Annotated in this window: 13 protein-coding genes; 3 read left to right on the top strand and 10 right to left on the bottom strand. The window is 71.7% G+C overall.

The genetic code is table 11. The features are described from left to right. The first annotated feature begins 68 nt into the window (after positions 1-68). Complete coding sequence (locus QSK32_RS33460; protein ID WP_169792550.1) at positions 69-974, top strand: calcium-binding protein; 906 nt, start codon at positions 69-71, stop codon at positions 972-974. A gap of 57 nt (positions 975-1,031) precedes the next feature. Here QSK32_RS33460 and QSK32_RS33455 read toward each other — a convergent pair whose 3' ends face one another. From QSK32_RS33455 to QSK32_RS33425, 7 genes are all read right to left on the bottom strand, one after another. Further along, positions 1,032-2,126: an alpha/beta fold hydrolase gene (locus tag QSK32_RS33455; protein ID WP_045747240.1), complete on the bottom strand. Its 1,095-nt coding sequence runs from the start codon at positions 2,124-2,126 to the stop codon at positions 1,032-1,034. 389 nt (positions 2,127-2,515) lie between these two features. Further along, positions 2,516-2,785, bottom strand: coding sequence for a sulfurtransferase TusA family protein (locus QSK32_RS33450; protein ID WP_045747241.1), 270 nt, complete (start codon positions 2,783-2,785; stop codon positions 2,516-2,518). Then, positions 2,782-3,195: an NUDIX domain-containing protein gene (locus QSK32_RS33445; protein ID WP_045747242.1), complete on the bottom strand. Its 414-nt coding sequence runs from the start codon at positions 3,193-3,195 to the stop codon at positions 2,782-2,784. Before QSK32_RS33445 ends, QSK32_RS33450 begins: the two co-directional genes overlap by 4 nt. 12 nt (positions 3,196-3,207) lie before the next feature. Beyond that, complete coding sequence (locus tag QSK32_RS33440; protein WP_083449603.1) at positions 3,208-3,561, bottom strand: DUF1304 domain-containing protein; 354 nt, start codon at positions 3,559-3,561, stop codon at positions 3,208-3,210. 251 nt (positions 3,562-3,812) lie between these two features. Then, complete coding sequence (locus QSK32_RS33435; protein ID WP_285474098.1) at positions 3,813-5,660, bottom strand: SpoIIE family protein phosphatase; 1,848 nt, start codon at positions 5,658-5,660, stop codon at positions 3,813-3,815. Positions 5,661-5,843: 183 nt separating this feature from the next. Next, positions 5,844-6,158, bottom strand: coding sequence for a type II toxin-antitoxin system PemK/MazF family toxin (locus QSK32_RS33430; RefSeq protein WP_045747244.1), 315 nt, complete (start codon positions 6,156-6,158; stop codon positions 5,844-5,846). Between the two features lie 115 nt (positions 6,159-6,273). Beyond that, positions 6,274-7,686, bottom strand: coding sequence for a GGDEF domain-containing protein (locus tag QSK32_RS33425; protein WP_285474097.1), 1,413 nt, complete (start codon positions 7,684-7,686; stop codon positions 6,274-6,276). 137 nt (positions 7,687-7,823) lie between these two features. On the opposite strand from QSK32_RS33425, the gene gnd reads away from it, so the two are divergent. Beyond that, positions 7,824-9,263, top strand: coding sequence for an NADP-dependent phosphogluconate dehydrogenase (gnd, locus tag QSK32_RS33420; protein WP_045747256.1), 1,440 nt, complete (start codon positions 7,824-7,826; stop codon positions 9,261-9,263). Between the two features lie 853 nt (positions 9,264-10,116). On the opposite strand, the gene QSK32_RS33415 is transcribed toward gnd, so the two are convergent. The 3 genes from QSK32_RS33415 to pgm are packed head-to-tail and all read right to left on the bottom strand — an operon-like array spanning position 10,117 to position 15,610. Then, positions 10,117-11,610 (bottom strand): MFS transporter, encoded by a 1,494-nt coding sequence (locus tag QSK32_RS33415; protein ID WP_285474096.1) that lies wholly within the window; start codon positions 11,608-11,610, stop codon positions 10,117-10,119. Positions 11,611-11,628: 18 nt separating this feature from the next. Beyond that, positions 11,629-13,923, bottom strand: coding sequence for a putative bifunctional diguanylate cyclase/phosphodiesterase (locus tag QSK32_RS33410; protein WP_045747246.1), 2,295 nt, complete (start codon positions 13,921-13,923; stop codon positions 11,629-11,631). A 46-nt stretch (positions 13,924-13,969) separates the two neighbouring features. Further along, on the bottom strand, positions 13,970-15,610 hold the full coding sequence (gene pgm / locus QSK32_RS33405) for a phosphoglucomutase (alpha-D-glucose-1,6-bisphosphate-dependent) (protein WP_285474095.1): 1,641 nt from the start codon (positions 15,608-15,610) through the stop codon (positions 13,970-13,972). Between the two features lie 64 nt (positions 15,611-15,674). Between pgm and QSK32_RS33400 the strand changes: the two genes are divergently transcribed. After that, positions 15,675-17,456: a copper resistance CopC/CopD family protein gene (locus tag QSK32_RS33400; protein ID WP_245674289.1), complete on the top strand. Its 1,782-nt coding sequence runs from the start codon at positions 15,675-15,677 to the stop codon at positions 17,454-17,456. Positions 17,457-17,499: the final 43 nt, after the last annotated feature.

Genomic DNA, 17,499 nt, shown 5'->3' with positions numbered 1-17,499 from the left:
CAGTGACCGCCATCACACCGCATCGGCCCGGACGAATGGCGCCCGGGCCGGCACGAGGGGAGCGGTACATGCCATCGAGACTGGCCACCCGTGTGGCCGCCACCGTCCTGTTATCCGCGGCCACCGCGGTCGCCGCGGGCACCGGCACGGCTCAGGCCGCCGCCGACGGCATCGCGTACGTCGACAGCGACGGCGTGCTGAACTACACCAGCGTTCCCGGCGGCGGCAGCCGCATCGATCTGACCCAGTCGGCACCGGAGTATGTATGGATCCGGGACTACGCCGGGGTCACCGCCGGTGAGGGCTGCGAGCAGTACAACAACAACCGGGCGATCGTCCGGTGCGCCGCCGGGTCGATCACCGCGCTCGTGCTGGACGCCGGCGACGGCAGGGACCGGGTCAGCAACAACACTCAGCTACCCAGCACGATCCGCGCCGGCGACGGCGACGACACCGTCTACGGCAACGGCTTGCCCGAGGTCATCGAGGGCGGCGCCGGCAACGACTGGCTCTACGGCGACGGCGGCGACAACGTGGTCGACGGCGGGCCCGGGTCGGACCGGCTGTTCGGCGGGGCCGACAGCGACACGCTGCGCGGCGGTGACGACCGGGACCGGCTCTACGGCCGGGGCGGCGCCGACCACGTCTTCGGCGAGGGTGGTGACGACGACGTCTACGGCAACCTGGGTGCGGACGAGGCCTCCGGTGGCGCGGGCGACGACAGCGTGCACGGCGACGACGGTGACGACACGCTCCGTGGCGACGACGGTGACGACGCGGTCTACGGCGGCAACGGCAACGACCTGCTGTACGGCGGCGCCGGCAACGACGAGCTGCACGGCGAGAACGACAACGACGACATCTACGGCGAGGACGGCGACGACTACCTGAACGGCGGCGACAGCGGCCTCAACCGCTACTACAGCGGCCCCGGCAACGACGAGTGCGTCGTCGCCGCCGAGGACTCCTGCTGATCCCTCGCGGCCGGCCCGCATCCCCTCACCGGTCGTGAGGGGTGCGGGCCGGACGTCTCAGAAGCGGGCGACGATCCAGTCCGCGACCAGGTCGGCCGAGTCGATGACGGCCTGGTCGTGGCTGGCGCCGGGGATGGTCTCCAGTTCGGCGGACACCCCGTACGCCTGGATCTGGTCCTGCAGGATCTCGGACAGGAAGTACGGCACGGCCTCGTCGTCGGTCCCGTGGACGATGAGCACCGGTGCGCTCGGCGCGGTCTGCGCCGGGTTCTCGTAACTCGCCATCTTGGTGACGACCGCGGGCGGCACCTCGCCGCCGACGACCATCTGCTCCGCGGTGAGGTCCTCGAACGCGTCGAGGATCTCGTAGAGGCAGCCGGTCTGCAGGACGCCCAGTTTGGCCTTGGCCGGGGCGGCCAGCACGGTCAGCGGGTTGAAGGTGGCGTCGACCGCGGCCACGCCGTACATCGCCATCGGCAGGTAGCCCTGGACCGGGGTGCCGGCGATGTACGGGATGATCTCCTGGGTGTTGGAGACCGGTGCGATGGTGGCGGTGCCCTTGAGCACCAGGTTCCCGTCGTAGGACGGGGCGAGCTGGCTGGCGAAGATCGCGCCTTGGCCGCCCTGGGAGTGGCCGTCGACGGCGTAGTTGACGGTCAGCGCGGAGTCCAGGCTGCGGGCCGCCTTGACGCTGTCGATGATGGAGCGTCCCTCACTGGCCCCGACCAGGTACGGGTGGGCGCCCACACTGCCGAGCCCGGGGTAGTCGGGAGCGGCCACGGTGAAGCCGCGGGAGAGCAGTTCGGCGATGGCGATGCGCGCCTCGGGCCAGAAGACGCTCTGGTTCGCCGATGGTGCGCACTGGTCGGCGAGGCCGGTGGTGCCGTGCGCCCAGACGACGGTCTTGTTGTTCTTTCCGGTCTTCGGGGTGAGTACCAGACCGGTCGAGGTGGTGGTGCTGCCGTTGATGGTGGTGGTGACGTACTGGATGCGTTTGCCGTTGGCCAGCCCGGACAGTTCCGTGGGCAGGCTGGCGGTGCTCGATGTGAGCACGAATCCCGGTGCCAGCGCGACCGCCGGTCCGGTGGTCCCGACGACGGCCCCTACCGCCGCGATCAGCGTGGCGAGGAGCAGGCGTGAGATCCTTTTCATGGGAACCCCGTTCCATCGAAGATCCAACATGGTGATCGGTGCAGGCCACAGCGTAAGTCCGATCACGACACTGTGGATCAGTATCGAGGGGTAGGGATCTTTAACTTTTCAGGCATCGGCGCACGTCAACTGCCCGATAGGCGTTCCCGGTAGCAAAGATCGATTTAATCGGCTCTTCATTATCAGAATCAGACACCGGCGGGGGAAGTGCCCGGTTCGTGGCCGTCCACCTCACGAGGGCCGGATTCACGCGAACGAAGGCGCCCGGGGCAGGGCCTTGCGCGGCCGCCGGCAGGCGGGGCGGATGGTGACCAGATCCGGTCGCGGGGCGTGTCGCGGCCGGCGGAGTCCCGCCTTTTCCGAGGACTGCTCATGTAAGACTTCACAGGTTATTCGGCGGCGATGGCGCGCCACGGTTGCCGTGGGTCGGTCTCCACTGCGGCTTTTTTCACGCGTACACCATAGATATCCTGAAAAATGACGCCAAGGTACTCGTGGCCGGTCAAGTGGCACCAGGCCGGCAGGTCGAGGGGCGCGGCCGGATCCGTCGCACGCAGGTGAACCACCGCTTCGGGCTCCAGCGTGGCGATCAGCTTCCGCAGCTCGATCAACAGCAGCACACACCGCTTGTCACCGCCGTCCAGCAGGACCGGTGTCACTTCCCGGTCACCGCCCCGGCCAGCGCCAGCGTCGCCGCCAGCTGCGAATGCAACGGCGCCGGCAACTCCCCCGCACCGAACCAGCCCAACTCGTCGAACTTGTGCGGCTCCCCGATCCGCGCCGCCGCCGGATCCACCCGCACCGCGAACACGATCGCCACCCAGTGTGACGCCGGCTCGGCCCGCACCACGTTCCGCACACCCAACTGGACGATCTCCAGGGGCGCGGTCGCGTACTCCTCGGTGACCTCCCGGGTCACCGCCGCCTCGAACGACTCCCCGAACTCCAGCGCCCCCGCACCGCAGTCCCAGACGCCCGGCTCGTCCCTGGCCTGCTTCGACCGCCGCGCCAGCAGGATCCGCCCCGCACCGTCATGACACACGAACACGCAGGAAACCGAGGGAGTCACCGACTGATGATCTCAGCCCAGCAGCACGAAAATCAAAGCCAGCACCGCCGGAACGGTCTGCACGAACAGGATCCGCTTACTCGCGGTAGCCGCCCCGTAGAGCCCGGCAATCGCCACACACACCAGGAAGAAGATCTTCGCGGCGGTCCCGGTGTCCCCGCCCACGATCAGCCCCCCGAACAACCCGGCCGCGAGGAACCCGTTGTACAGCCCCTGGTTCGCGCCCAGCACCTTGGTCTGCTGCGCGAACTCCGGCGTCAGACCGAACGCCCGGTAACCGCGCGGCTTGGTCCACAGGAACATCTCCAGCACGAGGATGTAGACGTGGATCAGCGCAACCAGCGCCACCAGCACATTTCCCACCATGATCACCGCGTCACCCTACTCCCCCGGGTCCCTCCGGCCGTCTTTCCCCTTCTCCCCATGGGGTACGAGACGACGCGTCCCGGGTGAGGGCGACGGCGATCCGGGCGGTCCGTCCCGGCCGTCCGGCGCTGCCGGGCCCCGCTGCACCCGCACTCCCCACGCCGTCACCGTCCGGCGGGCGTACCGGGCACCGGCGGATCCGGGGGCACGCCGATCCGCCCGGCGACCACCCCGCGAGCACAGTGGACGGATCAGCGGAAGGACGCCGCACTGGGACACGGGGTCAGCCCGGCCAGCCTCGCGTCCGCCATCGACGGCCGGACCGCCAGGATGCACGCGTCGTCGTCGGGATTGGCGCGGCGCAGACGGCCCAGCAGATCGGTCAGCGGCTGCTCCGGCGCGGACCCCGCCGCGTCCATCATGGTGATCACCGAGTCGAGGCCGGCGTCCCAGCCCCACCGGCGGCTCTCCACCAGCCCGTCGGTGTACAGCAGCAGCACGTCGTCGCCACCGAACGGGGTGACCGCGCTCGTGTACGCCGCGTCGTCCAGCACCCCGAGCATCGGCCCCGGCGGACGGTGCAGCGGCGCGGTCCGCCCGGACCGGCTCACCAGCGGCGGCGGGTGGCCGGCCTGCGCCCAGGTCAGCTCCCCCCGGATCGGGTCGAAGCGGGCGATCACCGCGGTCGCGGCGAGTTCCGGGTTGTCGCGTTCCAGGTCGCAGGTCAGCCGGTTGAGGTGCCCGAGCAGCGCGCCCGGATCGCTGGTGACCACGGCCAGCGCGCGCAGGGCGTGCCGCAACTGGGCCATCGTGGTGGCCGCCTGGGTGCCGTGGCCGGCGACGTCGCCGACGGCCAGCAGCACCGAGTCGTCCGGCAGCGGGATCGCCTGGTACCAGTCGCCGCCCAGCGCGGTGTCGTCACCGGCCGGCAGGTAGCGGACGGCCGCACTGAGACCGGGCAGGTCGATCGCCTCGGTCGGCACCGGCAGGATGATGCGCTGCAGGCGGGCGGCCAGTTCGTGTTCGGCGGCCAGGTCACGTTCCACCTCGGCGAGACGTTCCGCTCCCGCCTGCTGTTCGGTGACGTCCTGGATGATCCCGTACAGCCGCAGGGTCCGGCCCTCGCCGTCGCGGACCGCCTCGCAGACGATGCGCAGATGCTTGACCCGGTCGCCGGAGCGGATCCGGGTGACGACGTCGGCGCGCCGGCCGCGGTGCAGGAACTCCAGCGCGGACAGCAGCTGGGGGCGGTCCTCGACCACGGTGAGGGCGTGCCCGTCGTCGAGGCTGAGCGGGCCGAGACCCGGGTCCCGGTCGTAGATCCGGTACATCTGCGGGGACCAGGAGATCTCGCCGCTGACCAGGTTCCACTCGCCCCAGCCGAGGTTGGCCAGGCGTTCCACCCGGGACCGGTCGGTGGCGTCGCGGCGGTCCCAGCTGAGCAACAGGCCGGGGCCGAGCGCGCGGGCCCGGACGGTGAACTCGGCATCGCCGAGGTGCAGCGGACCGATGTCGGCGGGTTCACCGGTCTCCAGCACCCGCTGGTAGGTCTGCCAGCGGTCGGCGGTCAGCACGTCCGGGTAGTGCCGGCTGACCGGCAGGCCGAGCAGTTCGGCACCGCACCGGCCGTCCGGGCTGATCGCGTCGGGGCTGACGGCCGCCCACACCAGGTCGGTCAGGCCGGTGCCGTCGGGGCCGCGGACCGGGGTGAGATATCCGGCCATGCCGGGCAGCGCGTCGAGCACACCCTGCACGATGGACAACCACGGGGTGGGGCCGGTGGCCGGGGCGGGCTCCGGGACGACCGTGCCCGGTCCGGCGAGGGCGACGGCGACCAGGCGCTGCACGGTCTCCGGGCCGGGCCGGTCGTCGACGGCTCCGGCGCTGTCCAGCAGCCGGATCACCCGGCCGGCGACCTCACCCACGTCGCGGTGCTGGGCGGACGCCATCCGCATCAGGTGCCGGTGGGCGTCGGCGAGGCGGCACCGGGCCCGCCCGGCGAGCAGTCCGACGGCCCGGGCCACCACGATCCGGGCCGGTTCGCTGCCGGCCGTCGACCAGAGCTCGCTCGTTGCCTGCGCGTACACCTGACCTCCCACCGGCGACCTCCCCCGTCTCCCGGCTTCCTGCTTACGCCAGTACGACGGGGCGTCGCATCCCCCGATCATCCGGCCACGGCCGTGGCCTGCGGGGACGCCGCCGGTGGTCACCCGGTCGGGCGTCGCATGATCGCCAGCGGTGGCGGGCCGAACGGGGGATCCGGACCGTCGGCGGCCGGATGGTCACATCTCGAAGAGGTCGCGCATCGCCTCGGTGAGGCGGGCCATGCTGGCACCGGTGACCATGCCGATGCGTTCGGCACCGGTGGCGGCGGGCAGGCGGCGCATCCGGTTGACCACGACGACCCCGGTGATCGGGTCCTGCTCGGTGAGGGCGACCGCGAACGGGGGAAGCTCGGTGACACCACGCTGCCGGACGATGGGCGCGCAGAACGGCGCGGCGTTGCCCCGCTCGTTGTAGGTGTCCGCGGAGAGCACCAGGACCCGGTAACGCAGATCGGATCGGTCACCGATCGTCCAGATCTCGCCGCGTCTCATGTCAGCATGATCCGGTCATCGGATGGCGGATCGGCATGGCGAGAAGCGTACCGCCGCACGGATCTCCGCGACGTGCACCCCCGGCCCCGGCGTGCCGTGCGGAAACGCGTCGATATCAGGCGCTCCGGGCGGCCTTGTGCGCGTACATCCGCTCGTCGGCACGCCGGATCAGCTCGTCGGCACCGGCCCCGCCGGCCGAGAGGACCACACCGACGCTGGCGCTGACCGTCACCTGTTCACCGGACAACGTCACCGGCACGCCGAGGGCGTCGTGGACGTGGCCGGCCAGCCGGTCGGCGGCCTCCTCCTGGGCGCCCGGCTCCTCGCAGAGCAGCACGAACTCGTCACCGCCGTACCGCGCCAGGGTGTCCCCGGCCCGCAGCCCGGCCCGGATCCGGGCGGCCACCTCGGTCAGCAGCCGGTCGCCGGCCAGATGGCCGAGCCGGTCGTTGACCGCCTTGAACCCGTTGAGGTCGCAGAACAGCAGCACCACGGCGGGCCGGCCGGCCCGGCGCTCGGCGTCCAGGGCGGCGTCCAGCCGGGACCACAACTCGGCCCGGTTGGGCAGGCCGGTGAGCAGGTCGTGGGTGGCCTGGTGCCGCAGCCGCCGTTCGGCACGCTCCCGCTGCCGGCCCAGCCAGCCGATGCGCAGCATCACCAGCGGCACCACGAGCAGGCTCTGCAGGGCGAGCAGCACACCGTCACCCTGCAGGCCGGCGATCTCACGGATCCCGGCCACGCACGGCGCCAGCCCGAGGGCCCCGCCGAGGAACAGCAACCGGCCGGTGGAGAGGGTGTCCTGCGGGGCGTGCCCGGGCCGGGCCAGACTCGACGCCGACGGATCCAGGACCGCAAGACCCAGGAAGACATACGAGGGTACGTAGATCGCGTCGTACCAGGCGGCGGCCTGACTGGCCGTCGCCCCGGTCGCGGTGATCATCGCGATGTCGGCGGCGAGCAGGCCCGCGACCGCCGCGGCGAAGTACTTGAGCACCGGCGCCCGTCCGTCGGCCAGCCACAGCCGGGTCATCGCACCGAGCACCCCGAACAGCAGCAGCACCGTGGCGAGCAGGACGATCTGCTGGTCGACCGGCACCGCGAAGTCGCGCAGCCGGGGCAGCAGCACCGTGGTCCACAGCAGCCCGCCCGCGCCGAGCGAGACCAGCGTGACGTCGAGCACCCCGCCGATGTCGCTGCGGCCCCGGCGCAGCACCAGCAGCACCGCGGCGGCCAGCATGTGCGCGTTGCCCACGCTGACCAGCAGGTCGGCGAGCGGCACCGCCGCGTCCCCGCCGATCAGCACGGTCAGATTGTTGGCGAGCACCAGGCCCAGTGCCACGCCGAGAAGGACCCACGGCAGACGCTGCCCGCGCGGCAGGCGTGGCAGGATTCCCAGTACGGGAAGAAGCGCGCAGAGTGTGACCAGCACGAACAGGACGCGGCGACCGGTGGCGGGGGTGACCAGCATGGCAGCGGTGAGCACGACGCCGGCCCCGACGACGGCCGGCACACCCCGGATACGGATCACGCCGCAAGCCATCGGCGGGCGGGCGTCACACCTGAGTGAGTTCAACACGTGGACGTGATCGAACCGTCGGGCCCCGCGTCCCGTAAGAATGACCGCGGGGCCCGTAACGGGCGGGTAACGAGGAAGGACGCATGACGATGTCGCAGAAGGCGCAGATCGGTGTCACCGGCCTGGCGGTGATGGGCCGCAACCTGGCTCGCAACTTCGCCCGGCACGGGCACACCGTGGCGTTGCACAACCGGTCCTACGGCCGCACCAAGGAGCTCGTCGAGGAGTTCGGCCACGAGGGCGCCTTCCTGCCGGCCGAGACCGCCGAGGATTTCGTGGCGAGCCTGGAACGCCCCCGCCGTGTGGTGATCATGGTGAAGGCCGGGCCGGCCACCGACGCGGTCATCGACGAGTTCGCCCCCCTCCTGGAGGAGGGCGACATGCTGATCGACGCGGGCAACGCGCATTTCGCGGACACCCGTCGCCGTGAGGCGGCCCTGAAGGCGAAGGGCCTGCACTTCGTGGGCGCCGGCGTCTCCGGCGGCGAGGAGGGCGCGCTGCACGGGCCGAGCATCATGCCGGGCGGCCCGAAGGAGAGCTACGACGCCCTGGGCCCGCTGCTCGAGGACATCGCGGCGAAGGTCGACGGCGAGCCGTGCTGCGTGCACGTCGGCCCGGACGGCGCCGGCCACTTCGTCAAGATGGTGCACAACGGCATCGAGTACGCCGACATGCAGCTCATCGCCGAGGCGTACGACCTGCTGCGCCGGGTCGGCGGGCACTCCCCGTCGGACATCGCCGAGATCTTCAAGGGCTGGAACGAGGGCCGTCTCGGCTCGTACCTGATCGAGATCACCGCCGAGGTCCTCAAGCAGACCGACGCCGCCACCGGCAAGCCGTTCGTGGACATCGTGGCCGACGCCGCCGAGCAGAAGGGCACCGGCCGCTGGACCGTGCAGGCCGCCCTCGACCTGGGTGTGCCCGTCTCCGGCATCGCCGAGTCGGTGTTCGCCCGCGCGCTGTCCGGCGGCGAGGACGAGCGCAAGGCCGCCGCCGAGGCGGGCCTGCCCGGCCCGTCCGCGAACCTCGGCCAGCACGCCGGTGACCTGGTCGCCGACGTCGAGCAGGCGCTGTTCGCGTCGAAGATCGTCGCGTACGCGCAGGGCTTCCAGCAGATCCAGGCGGCCAGCAAGGAATACGGCTGGGAGATCGACCCCGGCGCGATGGCCAAGATCTGGCGGGACGGCTGCATCATCCGGGCCAAGTTCCTGGACTTCATCAAGCAGGCGTACGACAAGCAGCCCACCCTGCCGACACTGCTCGTGGACCAGTACTTCCTGGACGCCGTCAGCGGTGCCCAGGACGCCTGGCGCAAGGTCGTCGTCACGGCCGCCCAGCAGGGCATCCCGGCACCGGGCTTCGCGTCCGCGCTGGCGTACTACGACGGTCTGCGGGCCGAGCGCCTGCCGGCCGCTCTGATCCAGGGCCAGCGGGACTTCTTCGGTGCGCACACCTACCACCGGGTGGACAAGCCGGGCTCGTTCCACACCCTGTGGGCGGCCGAGGGGCGCCCCGAGGTGGACGCCTGATCCCCGGCATGAGTAACGTCTGACTTCCGCGAGTCCCGACGTCCGCTACTCTCCCTTTCGCTAAAAGGCGCGGAACTTCGATACAGCGCGGAACGAACGCCCCGGCCGGGCCATCGGCCGGGGCGTTCGCCTTTTCCGGGCGGGGCGGGCAGGTCTGGACCGAGCCGGGACGGGCGGGTCCGGGCAGGTCCGGGACGGGCGGGTCCGGGCGGGTCCGGGCAGGTCCGGGACGGGCGGGAACACGTCCGAGCAGCGGATCCGGCAGCGCGGCGATAATCGGTGGAGGGCGGGCGGGGGCGCTGCTAGCGTCGCTGTCGCATCGCCTGTGACGTGTGGTCCGGGCGCCGACGAGAGAGGCCGGCCGTTGTATCACCGCTGAGACAGTTCACCGCGCACCGGCAGTCCCGCACGACCGGGGCGGGCGCGGCGTGCCGCCCACGACGGACGGCCACGCCCCTCGCCACACCGTCGTGGGCGGACATTCCCGCGGAGCCGCGTCTCCGCACGCGAACGTCGCAGCAGAACGGCACCCCTCTGTGATCATCACCCTGAGCACCGCACTCAACCGCCGCGACCGGCGCCGGGCCGGCCGCCCGGAGTCGGCCGTCCCGATGTGGGCGGTCTCGCTGACGGCCCGGGGCCGCGGGCGACGCTGCCGTCAGCGCCGCCCCGTTCCCCGCCCAACCCGTCGCCGCCGCACCGGGCGTTCCCTCTACTGAGGCCGCCCACCGGGCACGCCACCCGCTGACTGTCCGGGCCACCCACCGGTCCGGGGTTGCCGAGCCGCTCTCCGATCCGGCTCGGCAGCCTCGGACCGCAGTCCGATCCGGCCCGGAATACCCGAGTCGTTCTTTCAATCCGGCCCGGCAACCCCGGTCCGGATGATCCCGTCACCGACGCCACCCGCCCCCGTCACACGACGATCGTCCTCACCCGGTCCAGCCTCACCGCGACCGTCCCCATCCGGCCCGGCAAGGCCGCGACCGTCCCCATCCGGGCCGGCCCCACCGCTGCCGTCCTCATCAGGTTCGGCGGCACGGGGACGGGCGATCCCGGCGTTGAGACGACGGTAGGGCCGGCTGAGCATCGCCAGGGTCGTAGCGATCACCCCGATGATCCCGGTCAGCACGAACACCAGCGCCAGCCCGCGGGCCGGCCCGGTCCCGAACCACGATCCGATCAGGTCCGCGCCCGCCCCGCCCGTACTCATGAACGGGATGAACACGAACTGCGCGATCGGCGAGATCAGGAATGCCGTCAGCGGTGACGCCGCCTGTTCGGCGCTCTGGGCCAGCCCGAACACCCGGCCCTGCCGCTCGTACGGCACCGCCTGTTGCAGGATCGTCTGTTCGGCCGCTTCCGCGTACGGCACCAGCACCATGTACGCGTAGAAGCCGATCGCCAGCGGGATGATCGACGCCCACAGCGGGAACACCACGATCACGGTCCACAGGGCGATGTTGACCAGCAGGAGCAGGCGCACCGGCCGGCGGCTCAGCCCGGTCCGGGCCACCATCAGGCCGCCCACGATGAATCCGGTGCTCAGGACGCCCCAGAGCAGCCCCCACGTCTGCACCGACACCAGGGACAGCCCGTACGCGTCGGCGAGCGCCATGAACACACCGCCGAGGAAGTTGTTGAACGTGGTGAACAGGATCAGCGCGAACAGTCCCGGTACGCCCGCGATGATCCGCAGGGTGCCGCGCAGGTCCACGCCGCCGGTCGCGGAACCGCCGACGGGAGCGACGCGTTCCGGGATGGGCACGAAGGCCAGGTGGGCCAGGGCGATGATCAGCACCACGATGGTCAGGAGCAGCACGGACCGCATCCCGTCGAACGCCACCAGCACCCCGCTGATCACCGAGGTGACCAGCATGCTGCCGCCCGAGACGGTGCCGACCAGCCCGTTGGCCCGGTCCCGTCCGCCCTCCTCGATGAGCAGGGTGACCAGGGTGGGCAGGGCGATGCCGCGGATGTTGCCGGCGATCACGCCGAACATCAGCAGCAGGACGAACAGCCACAGCCGGGCGCTCGCCGGGTCGGAGAAGTCCGGGGTGGCCAGGTAGACGGCGAAGGCGACCGCGTACAGGGTCAGCGAGGCGGCCGCGGAGATCTGCAGGGCGGTCTTCTTGCGGTGGCCGTCGACGAGGCTGCCGAACCAGATGCCGGTGAGCGCGGTGAGCACCAGGAAGATGCCGGAGATCATGCCGGTGGCGAACACCGACCGGGTCTCCAGATATACCCAGAAGGTGACGGCGAACCAGACGGTGTAGTTCATCACCGACACCAGCAGCGTGTTGGCCAGCAGCTGGTAGAAGGTCTTCAGGTGTCCGTGGATGGCGGGCATGCCACCGAAGGTAAGGCCTCACCCCGCCTTGAGGTCCACCGGAATTGCGGTCATCAGGGCGCCGCATTCGGCGGCGGGCAGGGGTTTCGCCATGAAATAGCCCTGACCGTACCGGTATCCCATTTCGCGGAGCCGGTCCATCTGGTCGCGGCTCTCGATGCCTTCGGCGACGGCTTTGAGTTTCAGGTGTTCGGCGAGCTGGGCGACGGCGGCGGCGACCGCGAGCCGGCCCCGGTCGGCGCCGGAGGCGATGCCGTCGACGAACGACTTGTCCAGTTTGAGGACGTCGACCGGGAAGGCGCGCAGCAGGCTCAGCGACGACTGGCCGGTGCCGAAGTCGTCGAGGGCCAGGCGTACGCCCATCCGGTGCAGGGCTTCCAGGGTTTCGGAGACCTGCCAGCCGTCGGCCACCGACGACTCGGTGACCTCGAGGATCAGGTTGACCGGCTGCAAATCGTGTTCGCTGAGGACCGCGGCCACCTCGTCGACGAACCCGGCCTGGCGCAGCTGGCGGACGGCCACGTTCACGTTGACCGCCTCGATGGCCGCGTCGCCGAGTTCGCCGCGCCACCGGTGCAGCTGGGAGCAGGCTTCGCGCAGCACCCAGGAGCCCAGTGGCACGATCAGGCCGGACTTCTCGGCGACCGGGATGAATTCGGCGGGCGACACGAATCCGCGGTGCGGGTGCTGCCAGCGGACCAGCGCCTCGGCGCCGCTGACGGCTCCGGTGACCAGGTCGTACACCGGCTGGTAGAGCAACCGCAGTTCGCCGCGCAGGATGCCGTCGCGCAGTTCGCCGGCGACCCGGGCGTGGCCGACCATGTCCTGGCGCATCCGCGGTTCGAAGAGGACCGCGGACGCCTTGCCGGCTTCCTTGGCCGCGTACATCGCGATGTCGGCGTTGCGCAGCACCTCGTCGGCGGTCTCGCCGGGCACCGCGATGGCGATGCCGGCGCTGGCGTGCAGCAGCAGTTGCTGGTCGCCGACGCGCAGCGGCTCGGCGAGGGTCTGCAGCAGCCGGGCGGTGGAGTGTTCGGCGGCGGCCGGTTCGTCCAGGGGCAGCAGGACCGCGAACTCGTCGCCGCCCAGCCGGGCCGGGAGTTCGCTGTCCGCGCAGCGGTCCCGCAGGCGTTCGGCGATCCGCCGAAGCAGCTGGTCGCCGGCGGCCGGCCCGAGCGTGTCGTTGATCATCTTGAAGTCGTCGACGTCGATCAGGACCGTGGCGGCGGGCAGTCCGTGGTCCAGGCGCTGGGCGAGCGCCATGCTGTAGCCGGTGCGGTTGCGCAGGCCGGACAGCGGGTCGACGAGGGCGAGCCGTTCGAGTTCCTCCTGCTGGCGGCGGATGCCGCGCAAGGCCACCGTGTTCTCCCGCAGCGACAGCAGCTGGCGGGCGACCACGAACCCGGCGATCAGCACCGCGCCGATGATCACCGTACGCTGGCGGGCGGTCATCTCCTGCGCGCTGACGCTGATCACCATGGCCGCGGTGGCGACCACCGCCACGACCGGCAGCAGGTTGAACAGTGACCGCCCGGAGAGCGGCTCGTCGTCTCCGGCGGGCGCGGCCGGCACCCGGGACTGCACGTGGGCGGCGATCGCCAGGGCCACGCCGACCAGGGAGATGGCCAGCACCGAGAAGGCCAGGCGGCTGGTGTCGTTGCCGGCGATCAGCAGGACCGTGCCGACGACCGCGGAGAGCGGCGCGATGGTGAGGACCCGCAGCGCGCCCGGCGAGATCAGGCTTGCCGGGCGGGCCGCCGATTTGCCGATCACCACGAGCAGCAGCACGCCGCCCACCCCGAGCACGCCGGCGGCCACCCGTTTGACCAGCGAGGAGCCCTCCGGGGCCAGGTCGAGCACCAGGTACCAGAAGATCAGCCCGCTGGCGACGGCGACGGTCGCGCCGTCGAGCAGTGCCCGCAGCCAGCCGGCCGCGGTCCGGCGCGCCACCGGCAGCCGCAGGAACGCGATCATCAGCAGGAGCAGGCCGAGCAGCAGCGGCAGCCCGACCCACGGCGACAGGCCGGTGTCGTTGTTGGCCTGGGCCAGCGAGACGACCGACGCGGCCAGCAGACTGAACCCGGACGCCAGCAGCATCCGCCAGAACGCCCGGGCCGGCCGCGGCAGACCGGGCCGGGCCGCGAGCCGGAACACCGCGACCACACCCGCCGTCATCGCCACCGGCGCGGCGAGATAGCCGTGCGTCACGTCGGCCGGGTCCCGGACGACCAGCCACACCACCGCCCCGGCGATGGCCGCGAGGGAGACCACCACGGCGGTGAGTCCGCCGGGGCCGGACCGGGGCGTGCTCATGGCATACCTGTCGGCGGGCGCATCCGGAACCTGAGTGACGCCCCGGTCAGCCCCCGAGGGCTGCCGAGACGACCCCGCGGGCCTCGTCCTGGATCCGGGCCAGGTGGTCCGGGCCCTGGAACGACTCGGCGTAGATCTTGTAGACGTCCTCGGTGCCGGACGGCCGGGCGGCGAACCAGCCGGAGGCGGTGACCACCTTGAGGCCGCCGATCGCCGCGCCGTTGCCCGGCGCGCTGGTCAGCACGCCGGTGATCGGCTCGCCGGCCAGTTCCTTCGCGGTGACCTGCTCGGGGGACAGCCTGCCGAGGATCGCCTTCTGCTCCCGGGTGGCCGGCGCGTCGATCCGGGCGTAGGCCGGCTCGCCGAACTGCCCGGTCAGCGACCGGTAGTGCTCACTGGGCGTCTTGCCGGTGGTGGCGATGATCTCCGCGGCGAGCAGGTCGAGCAGCAGCCCGTCCTTGTCGGTGCTCCACACGCTGCCGTCGCGGCGCAGGAACGACGCCCCGGCGCTCTCCTCGCCGCCGAAGCCGATCGACGCGTCGATCAGGCCGGGCACGAACCACTTGAAGCCGACCGGCACCTCGTCGAGGCGGCGGCCGAGCTGAGCGGCCACCCGGTCGATCATCGAGGAGGAGACCAGCGTCTTGCCGATCCCGGCGCCCGCCGGCCAGCCGGTACGGGTCCGGAACAGGTAGTCGATCGCCACCGCGAGGTAGTGGTTCGGGTTCATCAGCCCGCCGTCCGGGGTGACGATGCCGTGCCGGTCGGCGTCGGCGTCGTTGCCGGTGGCGATCTGGAACCGGTCCTTCTGCTCGATCAGGGACGCCATCGCGTACGGCGACGAGCAGTCCATCCGGATCTTGCCGTCCCAGTCCAGGGTCATGAAGCCGAACCGCGGGTCGACGGCCGGGTTGACCACGGTCAGGTCCAGGCCGTGCCGGTCGGCGATCTCCCCCCAGTACGCCACGCTCGCCCCGCCGAGCGGGTCGGCGCCGATGCGCACCCCCGCCTTGCGGATCGCGTCCACGTCGATCACCGAGGGCAGGTCGTCCACGTACGCGGCCAAGAAGTCGTAGCCGGAGACGGTGGCCGACTGCCGGGCCCGGGCCGCACTGATCCGCCGCACGTCCTTGAGGCCGCCGGCGATCAGCTCGTTGGCCCGGTCCTGGATCCACTTGGTGGCGTCGGTGTCGGCCGGCCCGCCGTTCGGCGGGTTGTACTTGAAGCCGCCGTCGTCCGGCGGATTGTGCGACGGGGTGACCACCACGCCGTCCGCCTTGACCGGGGACGTCCGGTTGTAGGTGAGGATCGCGTGCGACAGGGCGGGCGTCGGCGTGTAGCCGTCCCGGCTGTCGATCAGCGTGGTCACGTCGTTCGCCGCGAACACCTCGAGCGCGGTGATCATCGCGGGTTCGCTGAGCGCGTGGGTGTCGCGGCCCAGGAACAGCGGGCCGGTGGTGCCCTGCTCCCGGCGGTACTCCACGATCGCCTGGCTGGTCGCGGCGATGTGATCCTCGTTGAAGGCGGACCGCAGGCTGGACCCACGGTGCCCGGAGGTGCCGAACGCGACCCGCTGCCCCGCCTGCGACGGGTCCGGGTGCTCCGTGTAGTAACGCGAGATGACCTGGGGAACATCGATCAGGTCGGCGGCCTCGGCCGGCCGGCCGGCGCGGGGATGGACTGACAAGGCGGCCTCCTGGAGAGCGTGGACCTGCCCCGAATCGTATCCAGCGCGCTTGAACCTTTCTCGGGTGGCATCCGAACTACCCGGTGTGACGAGGCCGCGCGTACTGCTGTTCCTGCTCATCCTGTTCGGCGCGCTGCTCGCCCCCGCCGCCCCGGCGTCCGCGCACGCCACCCCGGTCGGGTCGGACCCCGCACCGGGCAGCGTGATCAGCACCTCACCGTCGGTGGTGACCGTCACGTTCAGCGAGCCGGTGGCGCCGGTCGCCGGGCGGATCCAGGTGATCGCCCCGGACGGCGAGCGCATCAACGGCACCCCGACGATCGACGGCGCGGTGCTGACCATCCCGGTCCGCAAACCGGACCGGCCGCTCGGCACGTACCTGATCAGCTTCCGGGTGATCTCCGCCGACAGCCACCCGATCGGCGGCGCGATCACCTTCTCGGTCGGTGCGCCCTCGGCCCGCCCGGAGGCCGCCACCAGCACCGGACCCCACTGGTCGGTCGCGGCCGCGGTCCCCACCCTGCGTTTCACCGGGTACGCCGGAGTCACGCTGATCGCCGGCCCCGCCCTGTTCCTGGCCCTGCTGTGGCCGCCCCGGCGCTCCCGTCGCGGGGCGCTGCGGCTCGTGCGGGCCGGCGTGGCGCTGACCGCCGTCGCCACCGTCGGCGCCCTGCTGCTCCAGGCACCGCAGGGCAGCGGATCCGCGGCCTGGCAGGTCAGCATTCCGGAGATCGCCGAGGTGCTGAACAGCCAGTTCGGCTGGATCCTGATGGCCCGGCTGGCGGTCCTCGCCCTGATCGCCCTGCTCGTGCCGCCGCTGCTGCGCCCCGCGGCGGCCACCACCGCACCGGCCCGCCCGGTCACCCTGGTCTCCACCGACCCGCCCGCCGACGGGGCCGTGCTGACCCTCACCGCTCCCCCGGCCACCACACTCGCCGCCCGGCGCCCGGACCGGTCGCGGGCACGCGCCGTCCTCGTCCTCGCGCTCGGCGCCGCCGGGCTGACCACCTGGCCGCTCACCGGCCACGCCGTCGCCGCCCCGATGCCCTGGCTCACCGTCACCGTCGGTGCCGTGCACATGGCCGCCATGGCGGTGTGGATCGGCGGGCTGGTCACCCTGATCGGGTTCCTGCTGCGCGGCGTGCACCGGCGGGTCCTCGGCCGGATCCTGCCGGTCTGGTCACGATGGGCGGCCATGTCGGTGCTCTGGCTGGCCATCGCCGGCGGCATCCAGTCGGCCGTCCAGCTCGGCTCGGTCGCGGCCCTCTGGAACACCGGCTACGGCCGGCTCCTGCTCGCCAAGCTGGGCCTGCTCGCCGTGGTCCTCGGGTTCGCCGCCCTGGCCCGCAAGCTCGTGCTCACCGCGCGGCACGGGACCGGGCTGGCGCGTACCGTGGGCGTCGAGGTCGTCGCGACGGTCGTGATCCTGGCGCTCAGCGCCGTGCTGGTGCAGGTCGACCCGGGCCGCACCGCGGGCGTCAAGGACGGCGCGATCACCGGCAAGGGCGCCGCCGAGACGCTGGACAGCTCGATCTACGCGCTGCAGTTCGACCTCTACCCGGTCGAGCTCGGCGAGTACAACACGGTGCACGCCTTCCTGTACGCGCCGTCCGGCGCCCCGCTGCGGGCCGCCGAATGGGAGCTGACCGCCCGTCTGCTCGACGAGAACCTCGACCTGGAGGCGGTCGAACAGGAGATCGCCCCGTTGGACAGCCCGGCGCACCAGGCCCTCGGTTCGATCACGTTCCCGCTGCCCGGCACGTACGAGCTGGCCTTCACCATCCGGGTCGACGACCTGAACCGGGCCACCGTGAAGACCACCGTGACCGTCCCGCCGGGCAAGTGATGTGACAGCCAGTCACTTTTTGGGCAGAGAGGGGACTCAAGGA

This window comes from Actinoplanes sp. NBRC 101535 (assembly GCF_030269225.1).
GTDB classification, from domain to species: Bacteria; Actinomycetota; Actinomycetes; order Mycobacteriales; family Micromonosporaceae; genus Actinoplanes; species Actinoplanes rectilineatus.
This window is presented reverse-complemented; position numbering and strand designations above follow the sequence as displayed.

Excerpts from the sequence above, each read along its gene's own strand:
- QSK32_RS33410 (WP_045747246.1), bottom strand. The coding sequence starts at position 13,923 with ATGAGCACGCCCCGGTCCGGCCCCGGCGGACTCACCGCCGTGGTGGTC.
- QSK32_RS33455 (WP_045747240.1), bottom strand. The coding sequence starts at position 2,126 with ATGAAAAGGATCTCACGCCTGCTCCTCGCCACGCTGATCGCGGCGGTA.
- gnd (WP_045747256.1), top strand. The coding sequence starts at position 7,824 with ATGTCGCAGAAGGCGCAGATCGGTGTCACCGGCCTGGCGGTGATGGGC.
- QSK32_RS33415 (WP_285474096.1), bottom strand. The coding sequence starts at position 11,610 with ATGCCCGCCATCCACGGACACCTGAAGACCTTCTACCAGCTGCTGGCC.
- QSK32_RS33440 (WP_083449603.1), bottom strand. The coding sequence starts at position 3,561 with ATGGTGGGAAATGTGCTGGTGGCGCTGGTTGCGCTGATCCACGTCTAC.
- QSK32_RS33430 (WP_045747244.1), bottom strand. The coding sequence starts at position 6,158 with ATGAGACGCGGCGAGATCTGGACGATCGGTGACCGATCCGATCTGCGT.
- QSK32_RS33460 (WP_169792550.1), top strand. The coding sequence starts at position 69 with ATGCCATCGAGACTGGCCACCCGTGTGGCCGCCACCGTCCTGTTATCC.